The 23,955-nt window shown below is 70.8% G+C and carries 21 protein-coding genes and 1 riboswitch; of the genes, 11 read left to right on the forward strand and 10 right to left on the reverse strand.

The window, feature by feature from the left end:
* Nucleotides 1-33: 33 nt before the first annotated feature.
* The 5 genes from ACGF7Y_RS34080 to ACGF7Y_RS34100 form a co-directional block, all read right to left on the reverse strand.
* Nucleotides 34-1,038 (reverse strand): ABC transporter permease, encoded by a 1,005-nt coding sequence (locus ACGF7Y_RS34080; protein ID WP_393241344.1) that lies wholly within the window; start codon nt 1,036-1,038, stop codon nt 34-36.
* Between the two features lie 2 nt (nt 1,039-1,040).
* On the reverse strand, nt 1,041-2,660 hold the full coding sequence (locus ACGF7Y_RS34085; protein WP_393241347.1) for an ABC transporter substrate-binding protein: 1,620 nt from the start codon (nt 2,658-2,660) through the stop codon (nt 1,041-1,043).
* A gap of 114 nt (nt 2,661-2,774) precedes the next feature.
* Complete coding sequence (locus tag ACGF7Y_RS34090; RefSeq protein WP_393241349.1) at nt 2,775-3,749, reverse strand: ABC transporter substrate-binding protein; 975 nt, start codon at nt 3,747-3,749, stop codon at nt 2,775-2,777.
* Entirely contained in the window at nt 3,749-4,516 is a 768-nt protein-coding gene (locus tag ACGF7Y_RS34095) for an amino acid ABC transporter ATP-binding protein (RefSeq protein ID WP_393241352.1), read from the reverse strand. The genes ACGF7Y_RS34090 and ACGF7Y_RS34095 overlap by 1 nt, the downstream gene beginning before the upstream one ends.
* On the reverse strand, nt 4,513-5,520 hold the full coding sequence (locus ACGF7Y_RS34100; RefSeq protein WP_393241354.1) for an amino acid ABC transporter permease: 1,008 nt from the start codon (nt 5,518-5,520) through the stop codon (nt 4,513-4,515). The genes ACGF7Y_RS34095 and ACGF7Y_RS34100 overlap by 4 nt, the downstream gene beginning before the upstream one ends.
* A 27-nt stretch (nt 5,521-5,547) precedes the next feature.
* Nucleotides 5,548-5,641, reverse strand: a riboswitch (SAM riboswitch).
* A 385-nt stretch (nt 5,642-6,026) separates the two neighbouring features.
* Here ACGF7Y_RS34100 and ACGF7Y_RS34105 point away from each other — a divergent pair.
* A complete protein-coding gene (locus ACGF7Y_RS34105; protein ID WP_393241356.1) occupies nt 6,027-6,734 on the forward strand; it encodes a hypothetical protein in 708 nt (235 codons plus the stop codon).
* Nucleotides 6,735-6,737: 3 nt separating this feature from the next.
* On the opposite strand, the gene ACGF7Y_RS34110 is transcribed toward ACGF7Y_RS34105, so the two are convergent.
* The 5 genes from ACGF7Y_RS34110 to ACGF7Y_RS34130 form a co-directional block, all read right to left on the reverse strand.
* The gene (locus tag ACGF7Y_RS34110) at nt 6,738-7,928 is read right to left on the reverse strand and encodes a glycosyltransferase (protein ID WP_393241358.1); all 1,191 of its coding nucleotides are present in this window, start codon (nt 7,926-7,928) and stop codon (nt 6,738-6,740) included.
* A gap of 35 nt (nt 7,929-7,963) precedes the next feature.
* Complete coding sequence (locus tag ACGF7Y_RS34115; protein ID WP_393241361.1) at nt 7,964-8,746, reverse strand: LppM family (lipo)protein; 783 nt, start codon at nt 8,744-8,746, stop codon at nt 7,964-7,966.
* An 80-nt stretch (nt 8,747-8,826) separates the two neighbouring features.
* Nucleotides 8,827-9,696, reverse strand: a complete 870-nt coding sequence (locus ACGF7Y_RS34120; RefSeq protein ID WP_393241364.1) for a carotenoid biosynthesis protein — start codon at nt 9,694-9,696, stop codon at nt 8,827-8,829.
* Nucleotides 9,693-11,258 (reverse strand): phytoene desaturase family protein, encoded by a 1,566-nt coding sequence (locus ACGF7Y_RS34125; RefSeq protein ID WP_393241367.1) that lies wholly within the window; start codon nt 11,256-11,258, stop codon nt 9,693-9,695. Before ACGF7Y_RS34125 ends, ACGF7Y_RS34120 begins: the two co-directional genes overlap by 4 nt.
* Nucleotides 11,259-11,265: 7 nt before the next feature.
* Nucleotides 11,266-11,877 (reverse strand): N-acetyltransferase, encoded by a 612-nt coding sequence (locus ACGF7Y_RS34130; RefSeq protein WP_062977533.1) that lies wholly within the window; start codon nt 11,875-11,877, stop codon nt 11,266-11,268.
* A gap of 170 nt (nt 11,878-12,047) precedes the next feature.
* Here ACGF7Y_RS34130 and ACGF7Y_RS34135 point away from each other — a divergent pair, with 170 nt between their 5' ends.
* The 10 genes from ACGF7Y_RS34135 (at nt 12,048) to murD (ending at nt 23,930) form a co-directional block, all read left to right on the forward strand.
* The gene (locus ACGF7Y_RS34135) at nt 12,048-12,488 is read left to right on the forward strand and encodes an SAV_6107 family HEPN domain-containing protein (RefSeq protein WP_039797092.1); all 441 of its coding nucleotides are present in this window, start codon (nt 12,048-12,050) and stop codon (nt 12,486-12,488) included.
* Between the two features lie 221 nt (nt 12,489-12,709).
* The gene (locus tag ACGF7Y_RS34140; protein WP_393241431.1) at nt 12,710-13,120 is read left to right on the forward strand and encodes a DUF3040 domain-containing protein; all 411 of its coding nucleotides are present in this window, start codon (nt 12,710-12,712) and stop codon (nt 13,118-13,120) included.
* 402 nt (nt 13,121-13,522) lie between these two features.
* Nucleotides 13,523-13,954, forward strand: a complete 432-nt coding sequence (mraZ, locus tag ACGF7Y_RS34145) for a division/cell wall cluster transcriptional repressor MraZ (RefSeq protein ID WP_039797118.1) — start codon at nt 13,523-13,525, stop codon at nt 13,952-13,954.
* A 186-nt stretch (nt 13,955-14,140) separates the two neighbouring features.
* Nucleotides 14,141-15,115: a 16S rRNA (cytosine(1402)-N(4))-methyltransferase RsmH gene (gene rsmH, locus ACGF7Y_RS34150; protein ID WP_393241372.1), complete on the forward strand. Its 975-nt coding sequence runs from the start codon at nt 14,141-14,143 to the stop codon at nt 15,113-15,115.
* Between the two features lie 127 nt (nt 15,116-15,242).
* Entirely contained in the window at nt 15,243-16,034 is a 792-nt protein-coding gene (locus ACGF7Y_RS34155) for a hypothetical protein (protein WP_168434103.1), read from the forward strand.
* Entirely contained in the window at nt 16,031-17,929 is a 1,899-nt protein-coding gene (locus tag ACGF7Y_RS34160) for a peptidoglycan D,D-transpeptidase FtsI family protein (protein WP_393241375.1), read from the forward strand. Before ACGF7Y_RS34155 ends, ACGF7Y_RS34160 begins: the two co-directional genes overlap by 4 nt.
* 304 nt (nt 17,930-18,233) lie before the next feature.
* Complete coding sequence (locus ACGF7Y_RS34165; protein ID WP_393241378.1) at nt 18,234-19,817, forward strand: UDP-N-acetylmuramoyl-L-alanyl-D-glutamate--2,6-diaminopimelate ligase; 1,584 nt, start codon at nt 18,234-18,236, stop codon at nt 19,815-19,817.
* Nucleotides 19,814-21,352, forward strand: coding sequence for a UDP-N-acetylmuramoyl-tripeptide--D-alanyl-D-alanine ligase (gene murF / locus ACGF7Y_RS34170; RefSeq protein WP_393241380.1), 1,539 nt, complete (start codon nt 19,814-19,816; stop codon nt 21,350-21,352). Before ACGF7Y_RS34165 ends, murF begins: the two co-directional genes overlap by 4 nt.
* On the forward strand, nt 21,349-22,425 hold the full coding sequence (mraY, locus tag ACGF7Y_RS34175; protein WP_062977371.1) for a phospho-N-acetylmuramoyl-pentapeptide-transferase: 1,077 nt from the start codon (nt 21,349-21,351) through the stop codon (nt 22,423-22,425). The genes murF and mraY overlap by 4 nt, the downstream gene beginning before the upstream one ends.
* 47 nt (nt 22,426-22,472) lie before the next feature.
* Complete coding sequence (murD, locus tag ACGF7Y_RS34180) at nt 22,473-23,930, forward strand: UDP-N-acetylmuramoyl-L-alanine--D-glutamate ligase (protein ID WP_393241433.1); 1,458 nt, start codon at nt 22,473-22,475, stop codon at nt 23,928-23,930.
* Nucleotides 23,931-23,955: the final 25 nt, after the last annotated feature.

Here is a 23,955-nt window from a genome sequence, read left to right on the forward strand (position 1 = left end):
CGTCCGGCGGCGGTACGAATGACGGAAGCGGCGTCAGGCACGGATGATCGCCTCCTCGGCGGCGTCGACGGCGTTCCGCTCGGACTCGCCGCCCACGGCGCGGGAGCGGGCGGCGATGCGCGGGTCGAGCAGCGGATACACCAGGTCCACCGCGAGATTCACGCTCACGAACACCGCCGAGGTGAGCAGCACGATGCCCTGCACCACGGGGATGTCCTGCGCCAGCACCGCGGTCTGGGTCAGCCGCCCGACGCCCTGACGGGCGAAGACCGTCTCCACCACCACCGATCCGGCGAGCATGTTGCCCACCAGCACCCCCGCGATGGTGAACGCGGGCACACTGGCCGGGCGCAGCACGTGCGTGCGCTGTACCCACCAGCGCGACCCGCCCCTGGCCAGGGCCACGTCGACGAACGGCTGACGCCAGGTCGTCTCCAGCCCGGCGGTGAGCACCTGCGCGATGACCGCGCCGATCGGCAGCGCCAGGGTGAGCGCGGGCAGCACCGTGCCCGCGAACCCGTGCCCGCCGAACGCGGGCGCCAGCCGCAACTGGAACGAGAACACTTGCAGCAGGAGCAGCCCGGTCCAGAAGGTCGGCACCGAGACGCCCAGCGACGGCAGCGCGGCCAAGGCGTTGCGCAGCCACGGCCGACGGCTATGAGTCGCCGCGAACGCCAGCGCGACGCCACCGATGACCGCGAAGAGCAGGGCGGCGCCGGTCAACGCGAGCGTGGCGGGCAGCGCGTCGCCGATCGCGCCGGTGACCGGCTGCCCGGTGGCGATGGAATGCCCGAGATCGCCGGTCACGGCGTGCCCGAGCGCGGTCCAATACTGTTCCCACAGTGGCCGATCCAGCCCGTAGCGGGCCTGCAACTCGGCGATGGCCGCCTTGTCCACCGGGGTGCCCGACCCGCCTGCATCGGCCGCGATCGAGACCGGGTCGGCGGGCAGCAGGTACAACACCACGAACGACAGCGTGAACGCCGCCCACAGCACCCAGATCGCCTGCAACACCCGCAGGGCCAGATAGCGCGCCATGACTATCGCCCGCTCAGCCAGGTGTCGAAGAACTGCAATCGCGCCGAGGCTTCGAACTTCAGGTCCTGCGTGTTCGCCCCCGCTCCGATCGCCTGAGACAGCTCGACCGTCGGGATCAGCAGGCCCGCGTCGAGCACCTGCTGCTGCGCGGTGTGGATGAGCCCGTTGCGCACCGTGGTGTCCACGGTGGCGACCTGCCCGTTCAGCGCGTCGTCCAGCGGCGGGATGGGGCCGCGCGCATTGAGGTTGCGCCCGTCGAGACCGAAGGAGGTGCGCAGGATGTCGCCATCGGCGCGGGTGGTGTTGCCGTAGAAGGTGTCGAAGTCCTTGCTGTTCTGCCGCGCCGTGGTCTCCGCCACCGACACCAGGTCCAGTTTCAGTTCGACGCCGACCTGCCGCAGTTGCTGCTGCACCAGTTCGAGGATCGCCTGGTTGCCCGCGAACACCTGGCTGAAGAGCACCGAGAACGTCAACCGCTCAGCGTTCTTCGCCCGGATGCCGTCCGCGCCGGGCACCCACCCGGCCTGGTCGAGGATGGTGCGCGCCTTCGCCGGGTCGAAGGCCAGCCGTGCCGAGAGGTCGGTGTAGCCGGGTGTGGTGCTCCCCAGCGAGCTGGTTGCGGGTTTGAACTGCGGGCCGAGCACGGTGTCCACCAATTGCTTGCGATCGATCGCGGGCAGCAGCGCCTGGCGCACCGCCGGATCGCGCAGCGGTCCGCGTGTGACGTTGGGCTGTAGGCCGAACGGCACACCCGGATTGGCGGTGCTGAGCACTCGGCCGCCCGCCGCCTCGATCTGCGGCGCGTCCTGCGGCAGCGCGTCGCTGATCGCGTCCAGCTGCCCGGAGGCGAGACTGCCGGTGCGCACGCCGGATTCGGGCACCACGGTGAATTCGATCTTGTCCAGATAGGCCTCCCCGCGATGGGCGAACACCGCCGAACCCCAGCGATAGCCGCTGCGCTTGGCCAGCGTCACCGCGGCGTCCTGGCGGTAGGCCGTGTAGGTGAACGGCCCGCTGCCGACGTTGTCGCCGAGGCAGCGCTGCTCGGCGGGCTTCGCCGTGGTCACGTCGGCCAGGATGCCGAGCTGGGCGGTCGAGGCCGCCTGCAGGAATTGGGCGTTGGGCTTGCTGAACTCGACCCGGGCGGTGAGCCGGTCGACAGCCGTGGTCCCCACGTAGCCGGTGAGGTAGCTGCTGCCCAACGGCGCCTTGCCCGAGCCGAGCCGCACGACCGAATCGAACGTGTTGCGCACCGAGTCGGCGGTGAGCGGCGTGCCGTCGCTGAAGGTGACGCCGTCGGTGAGGCGGAAGGTGAAGACCTTCGCGTCGGGGCTCGCTTCCCAGCTCTGCGCCAGCCACGGCTTCAGCTCGCCGGTGGCCGGATCCTGGTCGGTCAGCGAATCCACGATCTGCCGGGTGACGTACAGCGTCTGGTTGGTGCCCGCCTGGGCCGGGTCCGAGCAGGTCGGCGCCTGGGAGAGGCCGTAGCGCAGGGTGCCGCCCGGCCGGGGCGGGCCCGCGTCGCCGCCGGGTGCGGCCGAATCACTGCCGCAGGCGACCACGGTGGTGGCCGCGGCGAGCGCGCCGGCCAGCGCGGCGATTCGGTGACGGGTTCGGATCACGAGGCGACTCCAGATACTTCGGTGTGGGCGAGCTGCTCGCCCTGCTGGGGAAAGGCGTCGGCGACACCGGTCGCCGACGGTCGGCCGGGCATGCGGCGGCGCTGCGTCATCTGCTCAGCGCTTCTTCGGCAGGCCGGGTGGGTTGATTCGCGATTCGGTGACTGCCTCGCTGCGCAGCCCCCAGCGGTCGATCACCTGCTGGTAGGTGCCGTGCTCGATGGCGTAGGCCAGCGCGTGCTGCACGGCGGTGATCAGCCCGTTGTCCTTCTTGGTGAGCACCGCGATCTCGCCTTGCAGCGCCTCGCCCGCACCGGAGAAGGTGCCCACGATCCTGGTCTGCTTCGCGGTGGCCGCGTGGTAGATCGCGGTCGGGTTGGGGCCGAGGTAGCCGTCCAGCCGCTGCGAGGCCAGCGCCAGGTAGTAGTCGGTGACCTGCTGGAAGTAAGCGATATCGATCGGCGCCAGCCCTTCGGCCCGGTTCTGCTCGTTCCACTTGACCAGCAACTGCTCCTGGTTGGTGCCGGTGCCGACGCCGATCCGCTTGCCCGCCAGGCTCGTGCGGTCGGTGTATTCGAGCTTGCTCTGGATCGGCACCTCCAGCGCGACGTTGTCCTTGCGGTAGGTCGCGAAGTCGTACTTCTCCTTGCGTTCCTCGGTGACGGTGACATTGGAGATGAACGCGTCCACCTCACCGGAGTCCACCCGCACGAAGTTCTGCGACCAGTCCGCCACCTGCGCGTCCAGTTTCAGGCCGAGGATGTCGGCGATCAGCGCGGCGAAGTCGACTTCGGAGCCGACCACCGTCTTGTCATCGGTGGCGTAGAACCGCAGCGGCGGCGCAGCGCCGGACGCGCCGGTCACCGCCAGCGTGCCGCGATCGCGAATCGCCTGCGGCACCTCGGCGGCGATGGCATCGACCTTCGCGGTCCGGACGCGGCCGGGCTGGGCGGGGGAGAGGTCGAAGGTGATCGAACCGGCGGGCTGCGCGGCGGTATCCGCCTCGGGTTCGGTGCAGCCGGTGGCCAGTAGCGCGACCGCGGTCGCGGCGGCGGTGACCATGGCGGAGAACTTCATCGGATACCTGTTCATCAGCGGACTCGGGAAAGGAAGGCGCGGGTGCGCGGGTGTTCGGGATGGTCGAGCACGGCCGAGGGCGGGCCCTGCTCGACGATGACGCCCTCGTCGAGGAACACCACGGCGTCGGCCACCTCACGGGCGAAACCGATTTCGTGCGTGACGATCACCAGTGCGGTGCCGCCGTGCGCGAGATCGCGGATCACGTCGAGCACCTCGCCGACCAGTTCCGGGTCCAGCGCGGAGGTGGGTTCGTCGAACAGGATCACCCGCGGCCGCAGCGCCAGCGCCCGCGCGATGGCCACCCGTTGCTGCTGCCCGCCCGACAACCGGCGCGGATACGCGTCGGCCAACTGTCCGATACCGACCCGCTCCAGCAGCCGGTGCGCCTCGCGCTCCACCTCGGTCCGGTCGCGCCGCTGCGCGGAAAGCGGTGCGAGCGTGACGTTCTCGAGCACGGTCAGGTGGGGGAACAGATTGAACTGCTGGAAGACGAAGCCGATTCGCGAGCGCTGCTTGCGCACTTCGCGGTCGGGCAGCGCGTGCAGGCGGTCGCGGCGCAGCCGATAGCCGATCAGCTCGCCGTCGATGCGCACGGTGCCCGCGTCCAGCGACTCCAGGTGGTTCACCACGCGCAGCAGGGTCGACTTGCCCGAACCGGACGGACCGATCACGGTGACCACTTCGCCGGAGCGCACGGTGAGATCGATGCCGCGCAGCACCGGATGCGCGCCGAAGGATTTCCGGACGCCGCGGACCTCCACGGCGGGGGCCGCGCTCATCTGGTCGCTCCGCGCGGTGCGGCGGGACCGGCCTCGGCGACCTCGCGCAGCTTCTGCCACGCGCGTCGCAGCGGTGTCGGCGGCGGCGTGCGGTGCGCGCCCTTGGCGTAGTGGCGTTCGATGTAGTACTGCGCCACCGACAGCACGGTGGTGAGCACGATGTACCAGACCGTCGCGACCATCAGCAGCGGCACCACCCGCCCGTTGCGCCCGTAGATGACCTGGACCTGGTAGAACAGCTCGGCGATCGCCATCACCGACACGATCGAGGTGCCCTTGAACAGGCTGATCACCTCGTTGGTCGCGTTCGGCAGGATCGAGCGCATGGCCTGCGGCGCCACCACCGTGCGGAACTGCCGCAGCCGTGGGATCCCCAGCGCGGCGGCGGCTTCCAGCTGACCGGCGTCCACCGCGATGAACCCGGCCCGGATGATCTCGGCCGAATACGCCGCCTGATGCAGGGCCAAGCCGATCACGGCGGCGGTGAAACCGCTGATCACCCCGTTCACCTCGAAGGTGAACAGCGCGGGCCCGAACGGGATGCCGATCGACACGGTCCGGTACAGGTAGGCGATGTTGAACCAGAACAGCAGTTGCACGATCAGCGGGATCGAACGGAACGCCCAGATGTAGACCCACGAGATCACCCGCAGCACCGGATTGTTCGACAGCCGGGCGACCGCGAGCGCGGTGCCGAGCAGAAAGCCCAGCGCCGTACCCCATGCGGTCAGCTCCAAGGTGACCCGCAACGCCGACAGCACCGACTTCGCGGTGATGTACTGCGCGAACGTCGGCCAGTCCCACCCGGGGTTGGTGGCCAGCCCGTGCACGAACTGGGCGAGCAGGATCAGCGCGACGGCACTGACCACCCAGCGCCAGGGATGCCAGGTCTTGGCCACGGTCGGCGGCGTGCCGTACTCGGCGGCGTCCGGCGCGCGGAGGGGTGTGCCGGTCGGGTCCGGTTCGCGCGCCGGGGCGGGGGCGGGTGCGGTGGACGCACTCACGAGGGGTCCTCGATGATCACTTCGGTTCCTCCATCGGTCCCGGCGGAAGCACCCGCACCCGGTTACCGGGGGGTTGCTGCGACGTCGACGAGCCAGGTCTCTCGGTCGCTCTGGATGGTTGGCGCCGACCCCCTGTCAACCGATGTCAGGGCCGAGCCGAATCATGATGCCCAGCAAGGGAAGGCTGGGACAAGAGAAGTAATCAGCGTGAGCGTAGACCTTGTCCACGCCAGTTGATCGAGTCTTTGTAGTAACCAGACGTGCGCTGCTTCGCCGAGGGGCGGTGCGAACCGGTCGCGTCCTCGCGGAGGGGCATCCAGCGCCGGATGACGGCGGTCCGATGCAGCATACGGGTATCGCCAGGGCTGGGGAACGCGGGTCGGCCACGCGGAAGCATGTTTCGGGCAAACGAGACTCGCCGCGAAATTGCTGTACGCAATCCGTGCTGTTGGAGCCGTTTGCCGGAGTACTGTGCCCCTCGATCGTTCCGCCGATGAGGAGGTTTCGTGATCACTTTGCGTCGTCTGACCCAATTGTCCGCTGTCGCGACCTGTTCGGTCGCCCTCGCGTTTGCCGGGCCGGGTGCCGCGTTCGCGGCTCCGGATGCCACGATTCCCGCGTTCTCCGATCTCTCCGCGCCGATCGCCGCCCCCGGTGACTTGTTCGGCGCCTATCAAACCGCGCTCGACGCGCTGCGCGCGCTCGGTATCCAGCCGTTCGCGTACCCGAGCGCGTCGGCGTTCTGCCTCGACAACACCACGGCCGGGCTGGCGCCCGCGGTGGCCGGAGCCATACCCGGGCCGTGGCCGAAGAACACCGTGCAGCTTCCCGGACTGGACCTCAGCGCCGTCAAGGCCGGGCAAGCCATGTTCACCTTCGTGCCCTACGGCCTCGGGCCGGACGGCGCGAATACCGCGGGAATGCAGGTGGCCTGGCTCAATCTGAGCAACGGACGCAGCGGAACGGCCGCCATGGGGCCGCTGGCCGACATCGCCCGCGCGATGATCCCCGCTGCCGTTCCCGCGGACCAGCGGCCGGTGGCCGAGCAGGCGATCCGGGACTTCCTCTTCGCGGCCCTCCCCATGGGCGGGGTGCGGGCGGTCCCGGTGGACACCGGCAAGGGCACCGTTCTCGCCGCGGTGTTCGGCACGGTGCAGAACGGCGCCAAGTCCTGCTTCTTCCTGCCGACGGTCGGAATCACCGCGGTCCCGTGAGATTCAACTGTCGCGGCGCGGCGCCGCTCCTGGGAGCGAACGCCCCTTCCAGTGCGCCGTGCCGCGACGGCGGGCCAGGTGCGAACGCACCCACAGCAGCAGATACGCCGCCACCGACACCGGATGCGCGAGGGCGGCGGGCACGTCCGCGCGTCCCAGCGGGCCGCCGGTCTCGGTCGAGCGGGCCAGCAGGCGCCCGGCGACGGCGGCGAGCCAGCCGATCGCGCCCGTCCGGCGGACCGCGCCCCTGCCGAGCACGGCGGCCGCGGGCGGTACCCAATAGGCAAGGGCCGCAACGAGTCCCACCGCCGCTCCGCCTGCGATCGTGCCGTCGTAGGCCGACCAGAGCCAGCGGGTGTAGCCCGCGTCCAGGTCGGCGGCGCCGCGATACATCCTGGTGCGGGCCAACTCTCCGGCGGCCACCAGAGCGGTGGCGTGACCGGCTCGCCGCAGCGTACGGGCGATGTCGAGGTCCTCGGTGACGCTCCCGGCCACGGCCGTGTGGCCGCCGACCGCGCGGTAGGCGGCGTTGTCGAACACGAGGAACTGGCCGCAGGCCACCGCCGTGGCGGGTCGCAGGCTCCGGTCGGCCACGGCGATCGGCAGCGTCGAGGCCCACGACCAGCACAGCAGAGGCTGCACCACGGCTTCCGCCACGGAATCGGCCACTTGCAGGGGCCAGGGCGAGACCAGCGCGGCTGCGCGCGTACGCAGCGCGCCGACCGCCGCGGCGAGCGCCGTGGGGGCCAGCCGCACGTCGGCGTCCAGGAAGATCAGCACCGGCGTGGACACCTCCTCCGCCAGCCGGACACAGGCGGCGGCCTTTCCGGTCCAGCCGGCGACCGGATCGGACTCGGTGCGCAGCAGGGTGAAACGCGGGTCGTCGCCGATCGCCGCTCGGGCGGCGGCGCCGGTGTCGTCGGTGGACGCGTCGTCGAGGATGCGCACCGCGAGGCGCGGTACGCCCACCTGCGCGCGCAGGTCACCGATCAGGGCGGGCAGCCGGTCGGCCTCGTTGCGCGCCGGAACGCAGACGGTGACGGGTTCGATCACCGTCGTCGGGGCATTCGTCAACCTCTGCACGGTGATGCGGTTGTATAGCGCGATGCCCGCGCCGAGCGCCGCCACCGCGGTGGCGAAGGTCGGCAGGATCGAGTTCGCGCGCAACGTCTTCGGCAGGTCGGCACTCACCATGGGGGCCACGCTATCCCGGCGCACCGACCTGCCGCTCAGCGATTCTGCGTCACCGAGCGCCACCAGCGGCTCAGGGAGAAGCCGACTTCCGGCGCGCCGGGCGCGGCGGGGTTGCGGTCCATGTACGCCATCGCCGCGACGATGGCGGCCACCGCGAGCGTGATGCCGCCCGCGATACCCGCCCAGCCCGCGAAAGAGCGGGTGTTCGGGTCGGCGTAGCTGACCTCGGCCTGCGGCCTGGAGACTTCGCCGGGCGGCAGTTTCCAGGAGACGACGTTGTCGCCCTCGCGGCTGCCGTTGGTCTTGGCGACGCGGGCCGGGAATGCGATGGTCAACTGCACGTCCGAGCCGTGCGGCGGCAGAGATTTCAGATCGACCCGCCCGCTCAGGCTGACCAGGTCGCCGGTGCGCTGGAACTGCAACTGGAACATGCCCTGGGTCTGCTCGGACAGCTGGCCGAGCTGCTGCACATCACCGAAGGACAGGTCCTCGAAGAACACCTGGCTGCCGGTGTAGCCGTCCTGGGCGTACGGCTCCACTCGCAACTTGGCCGCCAGCGTCTCGGGCGCCTTCAGCTGCGGGCCCTTGTCTCCGGCGTCGGCGGGCACCACGGCGGCGACGATCCGGCCGGACACCCGGTCGTTGGACGAGACCCCCATCGAGACCTGCACCCGCAGGCAGCCCGCGAGCATCGGCACCAGCATCGCCGCGAGCAGGACCACCGACGCGACACGCACGCCGCGGCGTGGGGCCCGCCGCTGCGGGAGGTCCGGGGCATCGGGCTTCGTGATGACGGGACTCGGCTGCACGGGTGACATCGTGCCAGGCCTGCCGTCCGGAATGAAACGCGCCAGTCGCAGCGCGCGTCGGCGCGCCGGGCGCGGGACGCGGCGGCGGGTCAGCGGCGCGCGCGAGCCAGGGCGACCAGCAGGGGAACGCCCAGCAGACCCATACCGGCGAAGCCGTATCCCGCCGAGGAGGGAAGGTCGAGGAACACCGCGTGGGCCAGCGCCGATCCGAGCCAGGTCCACAGGAACAAGGCCACCGGAACGGTGAGCGCGATCGCGCGGCGGTGCGATCGCGGCGTCCGCACGGGATCCGGCGCCGCCCGCTCCCAGACCGCGAGCACCGCGGCCATCACGAGCGCCACGCCGAACCAGCCCAGGTAATTCGTCAGCGGAATCCAGTCGAGGCCGGGTAGTCCGGAATGGATGTCACACCAGGTCCACTGCCCGTCGGCCACCATCTGTGGATCGAGGAACAGATCCCAGCCCACCGCGCCGACCGCCGTCCACCCGAGCCGGGTGATCGTGCGCCGGGACAGCTGCCCGGCCACCACCCACACCGGATACATCCCGCCGGTCCAGGCCAGCGGGACGATCAACGGCACCTCGAGCAAGGCCGGTCCGAGCCGGTCGGTCGCGTACTCGTAGCAGCCGAACGGGATGCCGGTCGCGGTGCCGATCACCTCCGCCGCGAGCCCGATGCCGGAGACGATGGTCAGAAAGCCGACGGCATAGCGAAATCCCCTGGTCGCCGTCGCGTGCGCCAGCGCGGCGCCGGTGCACAGCAGTACGACCGCGACGGTGATGCGGTCGCGCCCACCGCCCGTGGTCAGCGGATATCCGATCTGCGCGACGATCGTCAGCGCCACGAGGACGAGGGGCAGCAGAAAGCTCGCCGAGCGATAGCCGGACAGCGGGCCTGTGGAGTGCTCGGGCGCCGTGGGTTCCGCCGGAGCAGGCGGCGGGTCGCCCGAGTCCGTCATCGTCGAAGCCACCGGGACAGCCCGCGCCGGTGCAGGTCGCGTAGTGCGAGGGCGGCGGCCGTGCGGCCGCTCGCGCCGGAGACACCGCCGCCGGGATGGGTGGACGCGCCCGTCAGATACAGCCCTCGCGCGCCGGGCACCCGCTGCCCCGCCAGTTCGGGCAGCGGTCGCCACAGCATCATCTGGTCCAGCGACATCTCCACGTGCATGACGTTGCCGCCGACGAGCCCGAGTTCGCGCTCCAGATCCACCGGCGTCTGCACATGCCCGCGCAACACCGTCTCCGCGAAACCGGGTGCGTACGACTCCACTTCGGCGATGATCCGGTCGCCTTCCTGCCGCGCGAGATCGGACCAGTCGGCGCCGGAGGCCAGGCGGTACGGGTGCCACTGCGCCCACAGCGACAACTGATGCTCACCGGGCGGCGCGATGGACGGGTCCAGTGCGCTGAAGCTCATCGCCAGGACGACCGGTCGCGGCGGCAGGTCCCCGGCCAGCGCCGCACCGTGCGCACGGCGCAACTGCGCGCGGTCGGACACCAGGAATTGCAGGCCGTGGGCGGAATGCTCGATCGGGCTGCCGGGGTAGCGGGGCAGCGCCGACGTGGCGGCGCGCACCACCATGCCGATGCCGGGACCGACGCGGATGCGCCTGCGCCAGTCGTCGAGCACCGCGCCGTCGAAGCCACCGTCGCGCAGCAGCCCCAGCGTCGTCAGCACATGGCAGCCCGCGATCACGATGTCCGCGCGCAGGTCTCGGCCCGAGGCGGTGCGCACCCGCCAGCGGTCTCCGTCGCGGCGCAGCGCGGACGCCGCGTCGCCCGCGGTCACCACCCCGCCGTCGGAGCGCAGCCGTGCCACCAGGGCCGTGGTCAGCGCCCCGCTGCCGCCGACCGCGCGTCCCGGCGGCAGGGTGTGCATGAGCGCGGCGAAGCCCACCATCGGCGCGGTGCCCGGCTCGGACATCGGCGGCCCGGACTGGGCGCCGAACCACGCCAGCGACGCCTTCAACCGTTCGTCCTCGAAGCAGGCGTCCAGCAGCGCGTCACCGGATTGCAGGAATTCCCGCGACAGAGCGCTGCCGCCGTCCTTCGCGTCCAGTCCCCAGAACGACCGCACCAGCCGTCCCGGCGTCGGTCCGCCGCCGAAGGCCCGCATCACCCGGGCGCTGCGCGGACCCCACGTCCGCACGAACCGGCGGTAGGCGGCCGCGTCCCGCGTGCCGCAAGCCGCCGCGATCGACGCGCAGGTCGCTTCCAGGTCGCGATGGAACACGATCGCGGAGCGGCCCGCGTGCGCGGGCGTGAAACCCCATGGGTCACAGTCGATGTATCGCAGACCGAAGCGGTCGAGTTCGAGTTCCTCGACGATGCCGGTGTGGCGGATCATGATGTGCGCCGACGAGCCGCGATCGACCCGATGGCCGGGGAACCGCTCGACCGTCGACACCGCGCCGCCGAGGACGTCGTCGCGTTCGAGCACCTCCACCTCGTGTCCGGCGCGGGCGAGATAGCACGCGGCGACCAAGGCGTTGTGGCCCGAGCCGACGACGACCACCGTCACGTGACCCTCACAGCGGCAGCCGCCTGCCGAGGATCGCGAACGGACGGTTGTCGCCCGCGAACACGAAATTCCGGACCACGTCGGTGAATCCCTGCCTGCGGTACAGCCGCCATGCGCGATTGTCCTCGCCGGTGACCTCGGGCGTAGACAGCAGCACGGCGCGCTCGGTGCGGTCGCGCAGCAGCCGTTCCAGCAGTGTGCCGCCGATGCCGCGACCCTGCGCGGCGGGATGCACATGCAGCTCGGTGAGCTCGAAGTAGTCCGACAGCAATTCGCGCGCGGAGTGTTCCGGCCAGCCCGAGCGCCGCATCCCGCTGTGCACCTGCTGGTGCCACCACTGGTGGGCGGCGCCGCGATAGCCGTAGGCGATCGCCACGATCGGCGCGTGGCGCAGATCGATCCGGCCGGAGTCGTCGGGCAGCACCGCGGCGACCGCCTGCCAGCCGGGCCGGGTGGTGTGCTCGGTCCACATCGGCGCGCGATGGTTCTCGGTCCCGCGCGGATAGTCCATGGCGGCCACGTATACCGCCAGCGCGTCGTGCAGCCGGGAGCGCAGAGCCGCCACCGAGAGATCGATGACGGCGGGTGCGGGAGTGTGATTGGGCTTGACGGCGGTCATGGCTCTCGTCGGTCGCGCGGACGCGGAAGTTTGTCGGTGGGCGTCTCTATATTGAAGCTCAATTCAAACGTTCGAATACCTGTTCGGTCCGGGTGGTGCTGGAAAGCGGTGGGGGACCCCGCCTCCAGTACGGGATACGGGCCAAGGTACGCGATGGTGGAGGGACGGCGATGTCTGGTCGAGTGGAACATCCGGGCCGGCCCGGCCGGGCCGGCAAGTTGCTGGAGCGCGCGGACGGGTTGCTCATGCAGGCGGCGGGGGAGCGGGATCCGCGGGAGCGGTTCCGCACCGCCTACCTCGCCGCGCTGCGCGGCGCGGGTGCGGTGATCGCGCTCACGGGCGCCGATGCCGCCCCCCGGGCGCGCTCGCGCAACGCGTGGGTGCTGATGCAGCGCGCCGCGCCGGAATTCGTGATGTGGGCCGACTACTTCAGCGCCCGCTCGGAGATCCGGGCGGCGCTGGAGGCTGGGCTGGACCGGAATGTCGACGAACACGAGGCGGACGAGTTCTCTTCGCGGGTGGCGGCATTCCTCCATGACGTGGAAGACCTCCTCGCGGCGTCGGCTCGGTTGCGGCCCGCCCCGGGAGTGACCGGCGGCATGACCGCTTAGTTGTCGTTCTGAAGACGGACTACGTCCGACTGCGCCCATAAGGCGTACCTTCGCCTTCGCTGCGGCCGTGCGCGTTCTGAAGACGGACTACGTCCGACTGCGCCCATAAGGTGGTCTGGCCCTGATCGAACTCGTATCATTGGTGGCAGATGGCCGCCAAGGTCGGCTATCTGTCGCCTACCCGGAGGCGACAGCCACGTCCTAGTGCCGGGGGAGGTACCGTGCCACTCTCCGAGCACGAGCAGCGCATGCTCGAACAGATCGAGAGCGCTCTCTATGCTGAGGATCCCAAGTTCGCCTCATCCGTCCGCGGCGGACGGCTACGTTCGACCTCGAGTCGTCGCAGACTCCAGGCCGCGGCGTTGTTCGTCCTCGGCCTCTTTCTCCTCGTCGCGGGCATCGCCGCGCCCGTGAAGCCCGGCGGCTTCCCGATCATCAGCCTGATCGGATTCATCGTGATGTTCGGCGCCGGTGTAATCCTGTTGCTCGGCACCTCGAAGAACATCGCCAAGGACGAACGGTCCGGCGGTCAGGCGACCTCCGGTTCGGGCGGGCGAGGCCGGCAGCGGAAATCGGGCGGTTTCTCCGAGCGCATGGAGGATCGCTTCCGGCGGCGGTTCGAGCAGGAATAGCTCGCCCGTAGCCTGACAACTTCAGCAGAACCGGCGACGCCGCACCGCGATGGTGCGGCGTCGCCGGTTCGCGTGTGTGTCCGATCGCCACACGATGATCTTCGAACCGGACTTCCCCCTTCCCCCACACCTCCCCACAGACTTCCCCCACCACGCCCCCTATCCGGGGGGCATCAGAGCGTTTGCTGGGTGTTTTCGGGCGTTTGTCCCGGGGGGCGGCGCGTGTCGGCAGAACTCGCGAAAGTTCTCCACGGCGGTGATAGCTGGGGTGACCTGCGTAATCGTCTGGGTCGGGAGCCAGATCACCGCCTGTTTCGATTGAAAGTGGGGGAAAGTGGGGTAATGTGGAGCGCGCAGTACTGAAGGGCCGACCATCGAGGTGATCGTTAGGGAGGTATCGAGTTGTTTCTCGGTACCTATACACCTCGCTTGGACGACAAAGGGCGACTCACGTTGCCTGCGAAGTTTCGAGACGATCTGGCGGGAGGGTTGATGGTCACGAAGGGGCAGGACCACAGCCTTGCCGTGTACCCGAAAGAGGAGTTCACCGCGCTCGCTCGGCGTGCCGCGGCCGCGTCTCGAAGCAACCCGCAGGCCCGTGCTTTCGTCCGGGCACTCGCGGCCGGAACGGACGAGCAACGTCCGGACGCGCAGGGCCGGATCGTGTTGTCCGCCGACCATCGTCGCTACGCCAACCTGCAAAGGGACTGCGTGGTGATCGGTTCGGTCGACTTCCTGGAGATTTGGGACAAGCAGGCGTGGGAGTCCTACCTCGCCGAGCACGAGGAGGACTTTTCGCAAGCCAGAGACGAGTCGCTGGGCGGAATCTTCTAGCCGCGGGCGCACGAGTGCCACGCGGTCTCTGCCCGGACGCGGACCCTGACGTACTTCCCCGACGCCAGGTGCCGGAGTTCGGTCAGAGACCCCGGGGCATTCGTAATCCGTATCGAAAGCACTCTGTATCAAGGCGACCCGTGTGGCGGTGCGCGACGACGTGAGGCAGGACTCCGGGAGGTCGAGGTGAACCGTGAACAGCGCGGTCCCCGCCATGTTCCGGTTCTGCTCGAGCGAGCCGACGCGCTGCTCGGTCCGGCCTTGGCCGAGCCCGGCGCGGTCTACGTCGACGCGACGCTCGGTCTCGGTGGTCACGCCGAGCACTTCCTGAGCACCTACCCGGACATCCACCTGGTCGGTCTCGACCGCGACACCACCGCCTTGAAGCTGGCCGGTGAGCGGCTCGCGCCGTTCGCGGATCGAATCACGCTGGTGCACACCCGCTATGACGGTATCTCGGACGCGCTGTCCGAGGCAGGCCTGTCTGCCATCGGTTCGGTCTCGGCGATCCTGATGGACCTCGGCGTCTCCTCGATGCAGCTGGACGAGGCCGATCGCGGCTTCGCCTATTCCGTGGACGCCCCGCTGGACATGCGGATGGACCCGACCAGCGGACTCACCGCCGCCGACGTGCTGAACACCTACAGCCACGGCGACCTGGCCCGGGTGCTGAAGACCTACGGCGAGGAACGCTTCGCCGGCCGGATCGCCTCCGAGGTGATCCGCCGCCGCCGGATCAAACCGTTCAGCACAAGCGCGGAGCTGGTGGAGCTGCTGTACGCCACGATCCCCGCCGCGACACGCCGCACCGGCGGGCATCCCGCCAAGCGCACCTTCCAAGCGCTGCGGGTGGAGGTCAACGGGGAACTCGACTCGTTGCGAGCCGCGCTGCCCGCCGCGCTCGCCGCACTGCGCGTGGGCGGCCGCATCGTCGTCATGTCCTACCAGTCACTGGAGGACAAGGTGGTCAAGCACGAGTTCGTCGCGCACACCGCGTCGAGGACACCGGTGGACCTGCCGGTCGAGCTCCCCGGCATGGGACCGGAGTTCCGGATGCTGACCCGCGGAGCGGAGAAGGCGACCGAGCAGGAGATCGAAGACAACCCGCGGGCGGCGCCGGTACGCATGCGCGCCGCCGAGCGGATCCAGGAGGCGCGGTGATCGAGCAGTGCCCGGCGCCGCGTCGCGCCGGTCGGGTGCGGATGTCCCGCAGCGATGTCGGAGGCCGGATGAGACAGCGGCGCGCTGTGCTGATCCGGCGTCCCGGGAGGACACAGGAGGGGAATCGATGAGCGTGCGGACGCGGACCGTCGAAGCGCCGAGCCGGGTCGCCCGGCGGGTTCAGGATGCCGAGCGGGTGAAATCCGGCGCGGCGCAGCGCGCCTACGCGAAGCGGCGCATGCGCGCCGAAACCGGTTCGGACACCACGTTTCTGCCCACCGTGCGGCGGTCGGCGATGGCCGCGCGCATTCCGTTCGTCACGGCCATCCTGGTTCTGCTCGGCTGCGGCCTCGCGCTCACCTTGCTGCTGACCACCCGTGCCGCCGAGGACAGCTATCAGCTCGGTGACGCGCGCGCGACGAATCGGCGGCTGGCCGACGAGCGCGCGGCGCTGCAGCGCGAGGTCGAGGTCGCCGATTCGGCCCCGGAACTGGCGCTGCGCGCGCGGGAGCTGGGAATGATCCCCGCCAAGGACCCGGCCCGCCTGTTGATCGGGCCGGACGGCTCGGTCACGGTGATCGGCAAGCCCACCCCGGCCCAGGGCACTCCCGTGCCGCCGCTGAACGCCGGGCCTTCGGCGCGCTCGCCACAGGGGGAGCGGGTGGTTCCGGTCACCACCACGCCCGGTGCCCCGGTGCCGGGCCGTCCGAACAGCGGGCCGCAGAACAACGCTCAGGTGAACGCGGCGCCCGCGCCGGCCGGCCCGGTCCCGACGTCGCCCGCGGCGGCTGTCCCGCCGCAGCCCGAACCGCCCGCGGCGCCGCAGGCCGCCGCGCCCCAGCCGCCCGCGGAAGCGGCTTCGCCGCAGCCGGAAGCAGCGCCCGCGCCGGAACCGGCGCCCGACGGAGTGCCGCAGTGACGCATCCCAGGCCCGCGCCGCGCCGGCGACGTGGGCCTGCGGCGCCGCGCGCCGCGGGCAGGCAGCGGTCCTCGACCAAAGCTGTCCCGGACGGTCCGCTCCGGTTGCGTCTCGGCGTCGGCCGGGTGGTCATGCTCGTCGCGCTCGCGGTGGTCACGATGCAATTGCTGTGGGTGCAGAGTGTCGCCGCGCCCGGACTGTCCGCCCAGGCGGCCAGCCAGCGCACCACCCATCAGCCCGACCCGGCGATCCGCGGGCCGATCAACGACCGCAACGGCAAGGCGCTGGCCTTCACCGTCTCGGCCAAAGCCCTGCACTTCCGGCCGGTCGCCGTCCGCAAGGAGTTGGCGGACGCCAAGGCCAAAAGCGACAAGGCGCCCGATCCGGACCAGCGGTTGCGCGACATCGCGCGCACCATCCACGAGAAACTCGGCAAAGACGCGCCCGCGGAAGCGGACCTGCTCGCGAAGCTGAACAGCGACGAGCAATTCGTATTCCTCGCCCAGAACGTGGATCCCCGGATCGCGGACGAGATCACCGAGAAGTTCCCGCAAGTAGGCTCCGACCAGCAGAGCCCCCGGGTGTATCCCGGCGGGTCGCTGGCGGCGAACGTCGTCGGCGCCGTCGGCTGGGACGGCCACGGGCAGGTCGGCCTCGAGTCCTCGCTGGACTCGGCGCTGGCCGGCACGGACGGATCGCACACCTACGATCGCGGTTCCGACGGTGCGGTCATCCCCGGCAGCTGGCGTGACGAACAGCCCGCGGTCAACGGGTCCGCCGTCGAACTCACCCTGGACTCGGATCTGCAGTACTACGTGCAGCAGCAGGTGCAGCAGGCCAAGGACGTGTCCGGTGCGGGTTCCGCTTCGGCCGTCGTCTTGGACGCCAAGACCGGGCAGGTCCTTGCGATGGCCAACGACAACACCTTCAACCCCGGCCTCGGCCCGCAGAAGTGGGCCAATGCCCAGCTGAGCAACCCGTCGGTGACGGACGTGTTCGAGCCGGGCTCGGTGAACAAGATCGTCACGGCCGCCGCGGCCATCGAATACGGCTTGACCGATCCGGACGAGGTGCATCAGGTGCCCGGCGCCATCCAGATGGCGGGCGTCACCGTGCACGACGCCTGGGCGCACGGCGTCGAGCCCTATACGACCACGGGCATTTTCGGCAGGTCCTCCAATGTGGGCACGCTGATGCTCGCGCAGCGCGTGGGCGAGGACCACTTCGCCGACATGGCGCATCGGTTCGGGCTCGGCCAGCGCACCGGCATCGGCCTGCCGGGCGAGAGCGCGGGGCTGATGCCCGACCGCGATCAGTGGTCCGGCGGGACCTTCGCGAATCTCCCGATCGGGCAGGGCCTTTCGATGACGACGCTGCAGATGGCCGGCATGTACCAGGCGATCGCCAACGACGGCGTCCGCATCCCGCCCCGGATCGTGCGCGCGAAGATCGCGCCGGACGGCACCCGGACCGAGGAGACCCAGCCGGACGGCGTGCGGGTGGTGAGCAAGCAGACCGCCGCCACGTTGCGGACGATGTTCCAGGCGGTGGTGCAGCGTGACCCGATGAACGCCAACCAGAACGGCACCGGATGGCCCGCGGCCATCACCGGCTACCAGGTGGCGGGCAAGACCGGGACCGCGCAGAAGGTGGACCGGAATTGCCGGTGCTACTCCACGTCGTCGTTCTGGATCACGTTCGCGGGCATGGTCCCCGCGGACAATCCGCGGTACGTGATCGGGCTCATGCTCGACGCGCCCGTCCGCAGTTCCGACGGCTCCGGCGGCGGTTCGGTCGCTCCGCTGTTCCACAACATCGCCTCCTGGGCGCTGCAGCGCGACCGTATTCCGCCGTCCGCGCAGCCGTCCAGGCAATTCGTCCTGCAGGCGGGGTGATCGAGCTTTCCGGCCCGGTGTGAACGGATGTGCGAGCGGTAGCGAAGACATCGGATCTGTGCGGAGGAAACAGCAGGTGAGTGCGGTGTTCGAGGTGCGAGGGCACGCGGCGGACCGCCGTGCGCGCCGCGTCCTCACCCGGTGGCGTCCGGGCGCCGCGTGGCGCGGTCCGGACCGGGTGGACGAGCCCGTAGGGTGCGGTTGGCGACCTCCCCGGGTTTGCGATGGGGCGCATGGTCCCGCCGTGACCGGTCGCCGGTAACCTGACACGTCGATCACCGCCCCCGAAAGGAGCCTGGTTTCTGTGCAGTCCGGTCAACCGCGCGCATTGCGGCCAGAGCATTCGCCGTCAACGCCGCTGGCGTCGCTGGCCGCCGTCATCGGGGCCGCGACGAGCCCCGAATCGGCTGTACACGGCGTATCGGTCACCGGCATCGAGCAGCGCTCGGATGCGGTGCTCCCCGGTGACCTGTTCGCCGCGCTGCCCGGCGCCCGCGCGCACGGCGCGCGTTTCGCACGGGATGCGGTCGCCCAGGGCGCGGTCGCGGTGCTGACCGACGCGGCGGGCGCGGAGCTGGCCGGGCCGCTCGGGGTGCCGGTGCTGGTGCGGGAGAACCCCAGGGCCGTACTCGGCGAGCTGTCGGCGACGATCTACGGCAATCCGTCCGAGCGGTTGCGCATCGTCGGGATCACCGGGACCTCGGGCAAGACCACCACCTCCTATCTGGTGGAGGCGGGTCTGGCCGCCGCGGGGCTGTCCACCGCGCTGATCGGCACCATCGAGACCAGGATCGGCGGCAGGCGGGTGCCCAGCGCGCTGACCACCCCCGAGGCGCCGCAGTTGCACGCGATGTTCGCACTGATGGTCGAGCAGGGCGTGGACGCGGTGGTGATGGAGGTGTCCAGCCACGCGCTGACGCTGGGCCGGGTGGACGGGGTGCGTTTCGCGGTGGGCGCGTTCACCAACCTGTCCCAGGACCACCTCGACTTCCACACGGACTTCGAGGACTACTTCGCCGCCAAACGCAAGCTGTTCGAACCGGATTCGCCGGTCGCGGCGCGCACCGCCGTGGTCTGCGTGGACGACGAGTGGGGGCGGCGGCTGGCCGCTGGTCTGGCGAACCCCGTCACCGTGTCGACCACCCGCACCGCCGCCTGGAGCGTCACCGGGGCGGTGTCGGCGCACGGCGGCGAACAAGACTTCACCGCGGCGGGTCCGCAGGGGGAAATCCCCGTGCGCCTGCGGCTTCCCGGCCACTACAACGTCGCCAACGGCCTGCTCGCGGTGGCGGTGTGCGCCGCGGCGGGCGTCGAGCCGTCGGTCGCGGCGCCCGCGTTGGCGACCGTGGACGTGCCCGGCCGGATGCAGCGGGTGGAGCGCGGGCAGGACTTCCTGGCGATCGTCGACTACGCGCACAAGCCCGCGGCGCTGGAGTCCGTGATCGCCACGCTGCGCGGGCATCTCGCGGCGGATACCGCGGGACGGCTCGCGGTGGTGGTCGGCGCGGGCGGCGATCGGGACGCGGCGAAGCGGCCGCTGATGGGCGCCGCGGGCGCGCGCGGCGCCGACCTGCTGATCGTCACCGACGACAACCCGCGCACCGAGGATCCGGCGGCCATCCGCGCCGCCGTGCGCTCCGGTGCGCTGGAGGTCCCGGCGGCCGAACGCGGCGAGGTGCGGGAGATCGGTGACCGGGCGGAAGCGATCGCGGCCGCGGTGGCATGGGCGCGCCCCGGTGACGCGGTGCTGATCGCGGGCAAGGGACATGAGGCAGGGCAGGAGATCCAGGGCGTGAAGCACCCGTTCGACGACCGCGATGTACTCGCGGCCGTCTTGGAAAGACGCAGTCCGCAAGGAAACCACGCGGAGGACTTGACGGTTTCATGATCGAGATGACACTGCGGGACATCGCGGACGTCGTCGGCGGCACGCTGCACGACGTCGCAGACCCGGAGGTGCGAGTGACCGGTGCGGTCGAATTCGATTCGCGTCGAATCGGTTCCGGCGATCTGTTCCTGGCGCTGCCGGGCGAGCGCTCCGACGGCCACGACTACGCGGAGGCGGCGATCGCCGCGGGCGCGGTGGCGGTGCTTGCGGCGCGGCCGGTGGGCGTGCCGGCCATCGTCGTCACTCCCGCCCGCGGCGCCGTGCCGTCGAGTTCGGTTGCGCTCAGCCATGATTCGGACGGATCCGGTGCCGCCGTGCTGACCGCCCTCGCCGCGCTGGCCCGCGCCAGCGTGTCGCGTCTGGCCGCCGAGGGCGGACTCACCGTCGTGGGCGTCACCGGCTCGTCCGGCAAGACCTCCACCAAGGACCTGCTGGCCGCCGTCCTGGCGCCGCTGGGCACGGTGGTGGCACCGCCGGGTTCGTTCAACAACGAACTCGGCCACCCGTGGACCGCGTTGCGTGCCGACGCGGGCACCCGTTTCCTGGTGCTCGAGCTGTCCGCGCGCGGGCCGGGGCACATCGCCGCGCTGGCCGAGGTGGCGCCACCGAGCATCGGGGTGGTGCTCAACGTCGGCACCGCGCATCTGGGCGAGTTCGGCAGCCGCGAGGCGATCGCGAAGACCAAGGGCGAGCTGGTCGAGGCGTTGCCGCCGACCGGGCTGGCTGTGCTCAACGCCGACGATCCGCAGGTCGCCGCGATGGCCTCGCGCACGTCGGCGCGGGTGGTGACCGTCGGCCAGGCCACGAACGCCGAGGTGCGGGCCACCGACATCCGGCTCGACGACCAGGCCAGAGCCGAGTTCACCGTGCACACGCCCGTGGGCAGCGCCCCGGTGCGCCTGGCCGTGCACGGCGAGCACCAGGTGGGCAACGCGCTGTCGGCCATCGCGGTCGCGCTGGAATGCGGCGCGGATCTCGACACCGTCACCGCGGCGCTGTCCGGTGCGCGCGCGGCGTCGGCCCGCCGGATGGACGTGCGGACCACCGAGGACGGGATCACGGTGGTCAACGACTCCTACAACGCCAATCCGGATTCGGTCCGCGCCGCGCTCAAAGCGCTGGTGAGCATGGCCCGCGCGGCAGGCACGCCGCGGCGCAGCTGGGCGGTACTCGGCGAGATGGCCGAGCTCGGCGAGGAATCCGTCATCGAGCACGACGCCATCGGACGGCTCGCGGTGCGGCTGGACGTCAGCCGGGTGGTCGTCGTCGGCACCGGAAGGCCCGCCCGCGCGCTGCACCAGGGCGCGGTGATGGAAGGGTCCTGGGGTGAGGAATCGATCCTCGTACCCGACATCGAGGCGGCGATCGCACTGCTGGACAAGGAAGTCGCCCCCGGCGACGTGGTGCTGGTCAAGGCATCGAAGTCGGTCGGCCTCTGGGAGGTCGCCGAGCATCTGACCGACCCGGGCGCTGTGACCGCACGCGGCGGCACGGCGAACAACGGGGCGGGACAGGACACGGAGGCAGCAGGATGAGACAGATTCTCTTCGCCGCGGCGATCGCGCTGACGGTCTCGATCCTGCTGACGCCGCTGCTCATCCGCTTGTTCGCCAAGCAGGGCTTCGGGCAGGAGATCCGGGTCGACGGTCCCGCCAGCCACCAGGCCAAGCGCGGCACCCCGACGATGGGCGGCGTCGCCATCCTGGTCGGCATGTGGGCCGGTTACCTCGGCTCCCATCTGATCGGCATCGGCTACGACGCCGATGGGCCGTCGGCGTCGGCGTTGCTGGTGCTCGGCCTGGCCACGGCGCTCGGCGCGGTGGGTTTCGTCGACGACTTCATCAAGATCCGCAAGCAACGCAACCTGGGTCTGACCGCGGCGGGCAAGTATCTCGGCCAGCTGTCCGCAGCCGTGATCTTCGGCATACTCGCCTTGCAGTTCCGCGGCGGAAGCGGGCTGACCCCCGCCAGCAGGCACCTGTCCTACGTGCGCGACATCAGCACGGTGACCATGGGCGTGGTCGTGTTCCTGGTCTTCGTCTGCTTCGTGGTCGTCGCCTGGTCGAACGCGGTGAACCTCACCGACGGACTCGACGGGCTGGCCGCCGGATCGATGAGCCTGGTGCTGGGCGGCTACGTGATCATCACGTTCTGGCAGTACTACCACGCCTGCGAGACCAAGCCCGAGACCGGCTGCTACAACGTGCGCGATCCGCTGGACCTCGCCCTGGTCTGCGCCGCGGGCGCGGCGGCGTGCGTCGGCTTCCTGTGGTGGAACGCCGCCCCCGCCAAGATCTTCATGGGCGACACCGGTTCGCTCGCGCTCGGCGGCCTGCTGGCGGGCCTGTCCATCACCACCCGCACCGAGCTGCTGATGATCGTGATCGGCGCGCTGTTCGTCGCCGAGACCGCCTCGGTGGTGCTGCAGGTCGCGGTCTTCCGCACGACGCGCAACCGGTTGTTCAAGATGGCGCCGTTCCACCATCACTTCGAGCTCAGCAAATGGGCCGAGACGACGGTGATCATCAGGTTCTGGCTTCTGGCCGCGATGGCCTCCGCCGTCGGGCTCGGGCTGTTCTACAGCGAATACCTCTCCGCGGTCGGGTGAACGAGATGGTCGAACATTCTCCGCGGGCCCTGCGCTCGCCCGGGCCCATGCTGGAATTCCTGCGCGGCCGTGACGTCCTGGTCGCGGGCTGGGGGGTCTCGGGACGCTCGCTGGTCGAACCGCTGCGCGACATCGGCGCACGCCCGGTGGTCACCGACGGCGGTGCCGCCGCCCTGGCCGAGGCGGCCGGGCTCGGGCTGGACGTGGCCACCGCAGCGGAGCTGGAGAACACCGACTGGAGCCGGTTCGCGCTGGTGATCACCAGCCCGGGCTGGCGGCCGGACTCGCCGGTGCTGGCCTCCGCCGTGTCCGAGGGCACGCCGGTGTGGGGTGACGTGGAGTTCGCCTGGTGGGTCGACCAGGCCAGGATCTACGGCCCGGTGCGCAAATGGCTGGTCGTCACCGGCACCAACGGCAAGACCACCACGACCCAGATGACCCACGCCATCCTGCGCGCCGCCGGTATCGCCAGCGTCGCCTGCGGCAACATCGGCCTTCCCATCCTGGACGCGTTGCGGCGCAACCCCGGTCCGCAGGTGCTGGCGGTCGAGCTCTCATCGTTCCAGCTGCACTGGGCGCCTTCGGTGCGCCCGGAGGCCGGCGTGGTGCTCAACGTGGCCGAGGATCACCTGGATTGGCACGGCGGCCTGGACGCCTACGCCGCCGCCAAGGCCAGGGCGCTGGTCGGCCGGGTCGGTGTGGTCGGCCTGGACGATCCGGTCGCGGCCTCGCTGGCTCGCAAGTCCAAGGCGCGCCGGACCGTCGGTTTCCGGGTCGGGGTGCCCGCCGACGGCGAACTCGGCGTGGTGGACGGCAAGTTGCTCGACCGCGCGTTCACCAAGGCCGCGATCCTGGCCGAGGTGGGTGACATCAGCCCGCCCGGTCCCGCCGGCGTCGCCGACGCACTCGCCGCCTCCGCGCTGACCAGGGCGATCGACATCGCGCCGCAGTTCGTCCGGGAGGGCTTGATCGAGCACAAGGTCGGCCCGCACCGTGCCGCGTTCGTGCGCGAGCTGGCCGGCGTCGAGTTCGTCGACGACTCGAAGGCCACCAATCCGCATGCCGCGCGCTGCTCGATCCTGGCGCATCCGCAGGTGGTCTGGGTGGCCGGCGGCCAGCTGAAGGGCGCGCACGTCGAGGACCTCGTCGAGGAGGTCGCCGACCGCCTGGTCGCGGCCGTGCTGATCGGCGCCGACGCGCCGGTGATCGCGGCCGCGTTGGCGCGACACGCGCCCGAGGTCCCGGTGGTCGAGCTGATCGCGGGAGACGATGCAGGGATGGGTGACGAAGCGTCGAGAACCGCCGCGGCCGACGCCGTCATGGCGCGCGCCGTGCGAGCGGCCGCCGGGTACGCCCGCCGCGGCGACACCGTGCTGCTGGCCCCGGCCGCGGCGTCGCTGGACATGTTCGCCGATTACACCCACCGGGGTCGCAGCTTCGCCGCGGCGGTGCACACCCTGGAAGAACGCGACCTGGGAACCACCGACATCGGAGGTTTGCGGTGACCGCCGACCGGGGCGGGTGTGATCC

Origin of the sequence: Nocardia sp. NPDC047654, from assembly GCF_043205035.1 — a bacterium.
Lineage (GTDB): Bacteria > Actinomycetota > Actinomycetes > Mycobacteriales > Mycobacteriaceae > Nocardia.